The following is a 9,164-nucleotide window of genomic DNA, read 5'->3' on the forward strand; positions in this document are numbered from 1 at the left end:
GTCGTGGGGCGGGCGGGGCCCTTGGGCACGGTCACTGATAAGTACCTCCGATCAACATTTTCCAGTCTAGCTATTTCAGTAATCAATGCGCGCTGTGGCAGGGTGATCCTCGTCCAACCCTCAGGAGGCTCCCCGGCCTGGACCAGGGGCCTCCGGAACGCTGCAAGGAGAGCGCGTGCTCACTGTCGGTGACAAGTTCCCCGAGTTCGACCTGACCGCCTGCGTCTCGCTCGAGAGCGGCAAGGAGTTCGAGCAGATCAACCACAAGTCCTACGAGGGCAAGTGGCGCGTGGTCTTTTTCTGGCCCAAGGACTTCACCTTCGTCTGCCCGACCGAGATCGCCGCGTTCGGCAAGCTGAACGACGAGTTCGCCGACCGCGACGCCCAGATCCTCGGTGTCTCCGGCGACTCCGAGTTCGTCCACCACGCCTGGCGCAAGGACCACGCCGACCTGCGTGACCTGCCCTTCCCGATGCTCGCCGACGCCAAGCACGAGCTCATGCGCGACTGCGGCGTCGAGGGCGAGGACGGCTACGCCCAGCGCGCCGTCTTCATCGTGGACCCGAACAACGAGATCCAGTTCGTCATGGTGACCGCCGGCTCCGTCGGCCGTAACCCCAAGGAGGTCCTGCGGGTCCTCGACGCGCTGCAGACCGACGAGCTGTGCCCCTGCAACTGGACCAAGGGCGAGAGCACCCTCGACCCGGTCTCGCTGCTCTCGGGCGAGTGAGCTGATTCACCATGGCACTCGATGAGCTGAAGTCCGCCATACCGGACTACGCCAAGGACCTGAAGCTGAACCTCGGCTCGGTCATCGGCAACTCCGAGCTCCCCCAGCAGCAGCTGTGGGGCACCGTGCTCGCCTGCGCGATCGCCTCGCGGTCGCCCCGGGTGCTGCGCGAGCTGGAGCCGGAGGCCAAGGCGAACCTGTCGCCGGAGGCGTACACGGCCGCCAAGGCCGCCGCCGCCATCATGGCGATGAACAACGTCTACTACCGGACCCGGCACCTGCTGTCGGACCCGGAGTACGGCACCCTGCGCGCGGGCCTGCGGATGAACGTCATCGGCAACCCGGGCGTGGAGAAGGTCGACTTCGAGCTGTGGTCGCTCGCGGTCTCCGCCATCAACGGCTGCGGCATGTGCCTCGACTCGCACGAGCAGGTGCTGCGCAAGGCGGGCGTCTCGCGCGAGACGATCCAGGAGGCCTTCAAGATCGCCGCGGTGATCCAGGCCGTGGGTGCGACCGTCGACGCCGAGAGCGTGCTGGCGGGCTGAGCCACCCCGAGGACCACGAGTGGGCCCCCACCGGCATCGGCCGGTGGGGCCCCACTCGCATGTCGGGAGCCGGGCCGCCCGGGGGCGGACGGCGGCGGAGGCGCCGCTCACCCCTCCCGCGAGGGGGGCGGGGACGGCGGCCGCGCCGCGATCTCCGCGGCGGTGGCCCCGTGGGGCCCCGGCGGAACCGCGCGCAGCGCCCGCTCGGTGGTGTAGGAGCGCAGATAGCCGACCACCGTGTTGGTCACCGCCACCAGCGGGACCGCCACCACCGCGCCGCCGATGCCCGCGATCAGCCCGCCCGCGGTGACCGAGAGCACCACGGCCAGCGGGTGCACCCGCACCGCCCGCCCCAGGATGAACGGCTGCAGCACATGGCCCTCGATCTGCTGCACCGCGAGCACCACCAGCAGGGACATCAGGGCGACGAAGACGCCCTCGGTCACCAGCGCCACGATCACCGCGAGCGCGCCCGACACCACGGCGCCGACCAGCGGGATGAAGGCGAAGAGGAAGATGAACACGGCGAGCGGCACCGCCATCGGCACCCCGAGGAAGTAGATCCCGATGCCGATGAAGATCGCGTCGATCAGGGCCACGACCACCGTGCCGCGCACATAGCCGGTGAGCGTGCGCCAGGCCGCCGGGCCGGCGCCGGCCACGCCCTCGCGGGCCGCGCTGGGCACCAGCCGCAGGGTCCACTCCCAGATGCGCTTGCCGTCGTACAGCAGGAACAGCGTGCTGAACATGGCGAGCAGCAGGCCGGACAGCACCTCGATGATGACCGTGACGCCCTCCAGCCCGGCCGAGGTGATCTCCTCCGTGTTGGAGCCGATCGCCTCCCGCAGGCTCTTGGCGATGTCGTTGATCTGGTCCTCGGTCACATGGAACGGGCTCTCCAGCAGCCACTTCTGGAGTTCGTTGATGCCGTCCTGGACCCGCTCGGAGAGGGTGTCCAGGTTCTCCATGACCTGCCAGACCACGAACCAGCCGACCAGCCCCATGATGACGAAGCCGGTGACGGCGGTGATGGCGGTGGCCGGGCCGCGCGGCAGGCCCTTGCGCCGCAGCCAGGCCACGGTGGGCTCCAGCAGCGCGGTGATCAGCAGTCCGGCGACGAAGGCGAGGGCCACCAGCCGTACGGAGCTGATGATCCGCATCAGCACATAGAGGGTGCCGGCCACGACCAGCAGCCGCCAGCCGACCTCGGCGGCGACCCGCATGCCCCAGGGCACCGCGGCGGCCGGGTCGGGCCGGGCGGCGACGGCGGGGGCGTACGCGGGCGGGGCGGGCACGTGCTCGGGCGCGGTCCCCGGGGCCTCGGCCTCGGCGGCGGGCGCGCCCTCGGGCCGGTGGGTGGCCGGCGGCTCGCCGGGCGGGCCGCCCGGGGGCACGCCGGCCGGGCCTCTCGGATCGGGAGCGGGGAACGGCGCGGCGGCCCCCGGCTCACTCTCGGCCTCGGCCCGGGCCCGGCGTTCCTCGAGACGGGAGGCGAGCCGCGACAGCCCGGCACCCAGACCACCGAACCACTCCGGCAACTTGGACATCTCTTCCCTCTCCCCCGTCCCCCGGGTCGTCGCCGACGACGTTACACGCGCGAAGCCCCCGGCCGAAGAATCGGCCGGGGGCTTCGCGGAGCGGCGTGGGCGGTACGGCTCAGTACCAGCTGTTCGCCTGCCAGAACGACCAGGCGCCACAGGGGCTCTTGTACCGCTCGTTCATGTAGTCCAGGCCCCACTTGATCTGCGTGGCCGGGTTGGTGCGCCAGTCGGCGCCCGCGGAGGACATCTTGGAGGCGGGCAGCGCCTGGACCAGGCCGTAGGCCCCGGAGGAGGGGTTGGTGGCGCGGTAGTTCCAGGTGGACTCGTGGTTCACGATGTTGCTGAAGCACTGGAACTGGTCGGCGGGCACCATCTGCCGGGCGATGGCCTGCACCTGGGCGACCGTGTACGAGCTCTGGACCGCGAAGTCGGAGGCGTCGGCGCGGGCGGCGGAGCGGCTCGCGACCTTCTCGGCCTCGCGCTGCTTGGCCTCCTTCTCGGCGGCGGCCTGCTTCTCCGCGGCTTCCTTCTTGGCCGCCGCGTCCTTCGCCGCCTGCTTGCGGGCCGCTTCCTCCGCTTCCTTCTTCGCGGCCGTGTCGGCCACGGAGGACTGGGCGTCCGCCTGCTGCGTCAGCGAGGCCGTCTGCAACTGGGCCTGCGACCCGGCGGATATGTCCGCGAGGAGCGGGGTGCCGGCGGCGGTGGGCTCGGTGTGCGTCGTCGTGCTCTGCGCACTGCCCGCGGCAACGCCCACGACGGCGCCGACGGTGGTGACCGCGGTGGCGGATGCCACGGCGAATCCCCGGACCGAGATCCGGCTCACACGGTTTCCTTCCAGCATCGTCCGCATGGGTGACCTCGCGGACGCGATCGTGCCCCTTGTCGCTGGACTCCCCTTGTTCCGGTCCCGCGGGAAGCGGGGCCGACTGGCCACGGGAGCCACGGGCCCGCGCGCTTCCCCCACGGGAAGTCCCGGGGGCGTCACGCGTGATGCTCGGGCGGCGTACGGCGAACGCGTGTTGAGTTGTCCCGCATGGCGCACTCTCCACGGTGTTCCGCGGGGGAAGTGCCCCATGGTGCTGCTGTGCCGTACGCGGGGCCTGACAGGACCCACACCCTGCCGGAAGCCGACGCCGCGAAGCAATTCTTCGTTGCGTGGGAAACGTCACACCCCGTTTGCACCAGGAGTTTCCTGGAAACCCGGGCGCGACACGACGCCGCGCGGCTAAGCTCCTTCGCTTTGCCGCGCGGCGCCATGAAATCGGTGCATTCGCCGCACCCCGGGCGGTGGTGTCGGGGTGTCAGGTGCAATGTCAGATGCGGACGTCCTCCAACATTTCGGTCACCAGGGCGGCGATCGGGGAGCGCTCGGAGCGGGTGAGCGTGACATGGGCGAAGAGCGGATGGCCCTTCAGCTTCTCGACCACGGCCACCACCCCGTCGTACCGGCCCACCCGGAGGTTGTCGCGCTGGGCGACGTCATGGGTGAGCACCACCCGGGAGTTGGCCCCAACCCGGGAGAGAACGGTCAGCAGCACATTGCGCTCCAGGGACTGCGCCTCGTCCACGATGACGAACGCGTCGTGGAGCGAGCGGCCCCGGATGTGGGTGAGCGGCAGCACCTCCAGCATGCCGCGCCCCACGACCTCCTCGATCACATCGGCGGAGGTGACCGCCGAGAGCGTGTCGAACACCGCCTGGGCCCAGGGGCTCATCTTCTCGGCCTCGCTGCCGGGCAGGTACCCCAACTCCTGGCCGCCCACGGCGTACAGCGGCCGGAACACCATCACCTTGCGGTGCTGCCGGCGCTCCAGCACCGCCTCCAGCCCGGCGCACAGGGCCAGCGCGGACTTGCCGGTGCCGGCCCGGCCGCCCATCGAGACGATGCCGACCTCCGGGTCGAGCAGCAGATCGAGCGCGATCCGCTGCTCGGCGCTGCGGCCATGGATGCCGAACGCCTCGCGGTCGCCGCGCACCAGGCGCACCCGGCCGTCGGCGGTCACCCGGCCCAGCGCCTTGCCGCGCGCCGACTGGAGCACGAGGCCGGTGTGGACCGGCAGCTCCGCCGCCTCCGGCACGGCCACGCTCTCGGCGGTGAACAGCTCGTCCACCTGGTCGGGCTCGACGGTCAGCTCCGCCATGCCGGTCCATCCCGAGTCGGTGATGGCCAGTTCGGCGCGGTACTCCTCGGCCAGCAGCCCGACGGACGACGCCTTGATCCGCAGCGGCAGGTCCTTGGAGACGACGGTCACGTCGTACCCCTCGGCCTGGAGGTTGCGGGCCACCGCGAGGATGCGGGAGTCGTTGTCGCCCAGCCGGCCCCGGTCGCTCAGCATGGCCGCCGGCAGCACCCCCGGGTCGGAGTGGTTGAGCTCGACCCGGAGCGTGCCGCCCAGGTCCCCGATCGGGATCGGGGCGTCGAGCCGGCCGTGCCGGAGCCGGTACTCGTCCAGCAGGCGCAGCGCCTGCCGGGCGAAGTACCCCAGCTCGGGGTGGTGGCGCTTGGCCTCCAACTCCGAGACCACGACGATCGGCAACACGACTTCGTGCTCCTCGAAGCGGGCCATGGCGTTCGGGTCGGCCAGGAGGACGCTCGTGTCGAGGACGTAGGTGCGCCGGTCGTGCATGCGGCGCTTCGTGCTGGTCACCACGGGTGGACGAACCCCCTCGGACGAGTTGAGCAGCGACGGGCTCGGGACGCGCGCGTCGCGGGGGAAGGAACCGGGGCCGGGCCGCGGTGCGGGGACGGAGAACCGGCGCGGTCGGCGCGATCGGCGCGGTCGGCGCGCGGAGCGCGGGGCCGGTCAGCGGAGCGAGCGCGTCGGGGACCGTGCGCCGGCCCTCCGCATCGTCCGTGTCCGGAGCCTGGTGGGTGTCCGACAGCCTCGGCGGCAGCCGGCCGAACCGCACGGTCGTCCGTGTGCAAAGGGCCTCCCGGGCGGGCGGCCCCACGCCGCCCGCTGGTGCCGGACGCCCATGGCGGGCGTCGACTTGGAAGGGATATTCCCTCGAACGCGCATGGCCATGCAGCGGCCGATCAGGATCGGGTCGGCACCGGGAACGCGACCGGGCCCGCGCACGTACGGGATCGGGCCCGCGCCGGAAACGGGACCGGGCCCCGTCGGTCGACGGGGCCCGGTCGCGTACGCGGTGGGGATCAGGTGCCGTACCGGCGGTGCCGTGCGGCGTAGTCGCGGAGCGCCCGCAGGAAGTCGACCTTCCGGAACGCCGGCCAGAAGACCTCGCAGAAGTAGTACTCGGAGTGCGCGCTCTGCCAGAGCATGAACCCCGACAGGCGCTGCTCGCCGCTGGTGCGGATGACCAGGTCCGGGTCGGGCTGGCCACGGGTGTAGAGGTGTTCGGCGATGTGCTCGATCTCCAGGGTCTCGGCGACCTCCTCGATGGAGGTGCCCCGGGAGGCGTGCTCCATCAGCAGGGAGCGCACCGCGTCGGCGATCTCCTGCCGGCCGCCGTAGCCGACGGCGACGTTGACCAGCAGCCCGTCGACGTCGTGCGTGGCCTGCTCGGCCTCCTTGAGCACCGTCTGGGTGTGGGCGGGCAGCAGGTCCATGTTGCCGACGTGGTGGACCCGCCAGCGGCCGTCCTCCGCGATGCGGCGCACCGCGCCCTCGATGATCGCCAGCAGCGGGTTGAGCTGCTCCGGCGGCCGCTGGAGGTTGTCCGTGGAGAGCATCCAGAGCGTGACGACCTCGACGTCGGTCTCCGCGCACCAGCCCAGCAGCTCCTGGATCTTGTCGGCGCCCGCCTGGTGGCCCTGCTCGGTGGTGCTGCCCGCGGCCCGCGCCCAGCGGCGGTTGCCGTCGAGGATGACACCGATGTGCTTGGGCACCTGGTCGTGGTCGAGGCGGCCCTCGACCCGGCGTGCGTACAGCCCGTACACCAGGTCGCGCACCAAGCGGGGATACGGGGTCCGTCGACCCCCGGAAGATCGCCGCATCGCTCTGTCCAGCCCCTCCGTGCCGCAGTGGCAGTCGCTGCCGCGGTGGCAGTCGTTCGAGGGCGCCAACCCTACTGCGCCACCGCCGGATGGCACGAACTCAGGGGCCCGCATCCGCGTGATAGGGAAGAAGCTGTGACAAACACTTCCCCCTATCGCGCTGCCGACGAGCGCTACGACTCCATGGAATACCGCCGTTCGGGGCACAGCGGCCTCAAGCTGCCGGCCATCTCGCTGGGCCTGTGGCACAACTTCGGCGACGACCGCACGCTCGACTCCCAGCGGGCGATCCTGCGCCGCGCGTTCGACCTGGGGGTGACCCACTTCGACCTGGCGAACAACTACGGTCCGCCGCCCGGCGCGGCCGAGCGGAACTTCGGCACGCTCCTCGCGCGGGACTTCCGCCCGTACCGGGACGAGCTCGTCATCTCCACCAAGGCGGGCTATCTGATGCACCCCGGCCCGTACGGGGAGTGGGGCTCGCGCAAGTACCTGCTGTCCTCGCTCGACGCCTCGCTCGGGCGGATGGGCGTCGACTACGTCGACATCTTCTACTCGCACCGGTTCGACCCGCACACCCCGCTGGAGGAGACGATGGGCGCGCTGGCGTCCGCGGTCCAGCAGGGCAAGGCACTGTACGTGGGCGTGTCCTCGTACAACGCCGAGCAGACGCGCGAGGCGGCGCGACTGCTGCGCGGGATGGGGGTGCGGCCGCTGATCCACCAGCCCTCGTACTCCATGATCAACCGCTGGATCGAGGACGATCAGCTGCTCGACACGCTGGAGGCGGAGGGCATGGGGTGCATCTCCTTCGCGCCGCTCGCCCAGGGGCTGCTCACCGACAAGTACCTGCACGGGGTTCCCGAGGGCTCGCGGGCGTCCCGCGGCACGTCGCTGGACCCGGCCCTGCTGACCGACGAGGTCGTACGGCGGCTCCGCGGCCTCGACGAGATCGCCCGGCGCCGCGGCCAGTCGCTCGCGCAGCTGGCGCTGACCTGGGTGCTGCGGGACGACCGGATGACGTCGGCGCTGATCGGCGCGTCGAGCGTGCGGCAGCTGGAGGCGAACGTCGCCGCGCTGGGCGCGGCGAAGCTGACGGACGAGGAGATCGCCGAGATCGACACGCTGGCCCGCACGACGGAGGGCGTGAACATCTGGGCGGCGCGGGGTTAGGGGGCGCGCCCCGTGCGGAGCGCGGCGCCTCGGCCACGCACGGCGGCGGGGGCGGGCCGCGCCCGACCCCGGCACGGCCCCCGGCCGGCAAGAAAAAGCAGGCCGGTCCGTGGGGGACTCCATCCCCCGGGGGACAACCCCCGGACCCCCGGCACGGCCCCCCGGCCGGCAGAAAAAAGCGGGCCGGTCCGTGGGGGGGATACGGACCGGCCCGAGGGGGGGTTCCCACCATAGCCGGTGCCGAGGGGTGCTTCGTGCATCGGCGAGGGTGACGGGCCCCCGAGCGCTGACGGGCGCGGGGCCCTCGCGCCCCTCAGGGCGCCGACAGCCCGCCCAGGACAAGGCCTCCGAGCGCCCCGCAGATCATGAAGGGGCCGAACGGAACCGCCGTACGCCGATGGGCGCGGCGGGCCAGCAGCAGGCCGATCCCGTAGAGCGCGCCGAGGAGGAATCCGGCGAAAGTGCCCACGACGAGCACGGGCCAGCCGTACCACCCGAGGGCGATGCCCAGGGCGAGCGCCAGCTTGACGTCGCCGAATCCCAGGCCGGCCGGGTGGATCAGGTGGAGGACCAGATAACAGCCGGCGAGGGCGAGCCCGCCGAGCAACGCGCCGGGCCAGGTGCCGCCGCCGCGGGGCAGCGCCGAGGCCGCGCCGAGGAGCGCCGCCGCCCCGGCCGCCAATGGCAGCGTCAGCACGTCGGGCAGTCGGTGCACGGCCGCGTCGACCAGCGCGAGCACCGCGAGGAACGGCACGAGCAGCAGCCACACCGCCAGCTCCGGGCGGGGGCCGACCGCCGCGGCGAGGCCGGCGCACACCAGCGCGCCGCCGCCGGCCGCGGCGGGCACCCCGGGCCCGTACGGCAGGGCACAGGGGCCGCACCGGGCGGGGCCGAGCCAGCCCCGGGCGGCCCCCGTGAGCGGGTGCCCGGCGGGGCAGGTGGAGCGCCAGGGCGTCTCGGGCGGCACGGCCAGCCGGTGGACGGCGCGCGGTACGAGCAGACCGGTGGCGGCGCCGTGGAGGGCGGCGGCCGCGATCAGTAACGCATGCACGGTACGACCGTAGGCGGGCCGGGCGGGTTCGGGGCCCGGTCGGCGTAACCCGCGGGCCCGGACCGGGGAACCCACGGGCCCGGACCGGGGAACCCTCGGGCCCGCCCGGTGCGGGATACGTGCTCGGCGGGGTGGATCGCCCGGCGCGGGGTAGACAGTGACGGGG

General features: G+C 72.5%; 8 protein-coding genes. 3 read left to right on the top strand and 5 right to left on the bottom strand.

Going from position 1 to position 9,164, the window contains the following annotated elements; genetic code table 11:
* Positions 1–175 precede the first annotated feature (175 nt).
* Positions 176–730 (top strand): peroxiredoxin, encoded by a 555-nt coding sequence (locus tag ACSNOD_RS23920; protein ID WP_436769094.1) that lies wholly within the window; start codon positions 176–178, stop codon positions 728–730.
* Positions 731–741: 11 nt separating this feature from the next.
* Positions 742–1,275, top strand: a complete 534-nt coding sequence (locus ACSNOD_RS23925) for an alkyl hydroperoxide reductase (RefSeq protein WP_436769095.1) — start codon at positions 742–744, stop codon at positions 1,273–1,275.
* A 107-nt stretch (positions 1,276–1,382) separates the two neighbouring features.
* Here the strand turns inward: ACSNOD_RS23925 and ACSNOD_RS23930 are convergent, their stop codons facing one another.
* From ACSNOD_RS23930 to ACSNOD_RS23945, 4 genes are all read right to left on the bottom strand, one after another.
* Positions 1,383–2,822, bottom strand: a complete 1,440-nt coding sequence (locus ACSNOD_RS23930) for an AI-2E family transporter (RefSeq protein WP_436769096.1) — start codon at positions 2,820–2,822, stop codon at positions 1,383–1,385.
* A 109-nt stretch (positions 2,823–2,931) separates the two neighbouring features.
* Entirely contained in the window at positions 2,932–3,657 is a 726-nt protein-coding gene (locus ACSNOD_RS23935) for a transglycosylase SLT domain-containing protein (protein ID WP_436769101.1), read from the bottom strand.
* Positions 3,658–4,129: 472 nt separating this feature from the next.
* Entirely contained in the window at positions 4,130–5,467 is a 1,338-nt protein-coding gene (locus ACSNOD_RS23940; protein ID WP_436769097.1) for a PhoH family protein, read from the bottom strand.
* Positions 5,468–5,973: 506 nt separating this feature from the next.
* Positions 5,974–6,774, bottom strand: a complete 801-nt coding sequence (locus ACSNOD_RS23945; protein WP_436769098.1) for an isoprenyl transferase — start codon at positions 6,772–6,774, stop codon at positions 5,974–5,976.
* Between the two features lie 135 nt (positions 6,775–6,909).
* On the opposite strand from ACSNOD_RS23945, the gene mgrA reads away from it, so the two are divergent.
* A complete protein-coding gene (gene mgrA, locus ACSNOD_RS23950) occupies positions 6,910–7,947 on the top strand; it encodes an L-glyceraldehyde 3-phosphate reductase (RefSeq protein ID WP_436769099.1) in 1,038 nt (345 codons plus the stop codon).
* A 313-nt stretch (positions 7,948–8,260) separates the two neighbouring features.
* On the opposite strand, the gene ACSNOD_RS23955 is transcribed toward mgrA, so the two are convergent.
* On the bottom strand, positions 8,261–8,998 hold the full coding sequence (locus ACSNOD_RS23955; RefSeq protein WP_436769100.1) for a prepilin peptidase: 738 nt from the start codon (positions 8,996–8,998) through the stop codon (positions 8,261–8,263).
* Positions 8,999–9,164 lie beyond the last annotated feature (166 nt).

Origin of the sequence: Streptomyces sp. URMC 123 (genome assembly GCF_051386515.1) — a bacterium.
In the GTDB taxonomy this organism is placed as follows: domain Bacteria; phylum Actinomycetota; class Actinomycetes; order Streptomycetales; family Streptomycetaceae; genus Streptomyces.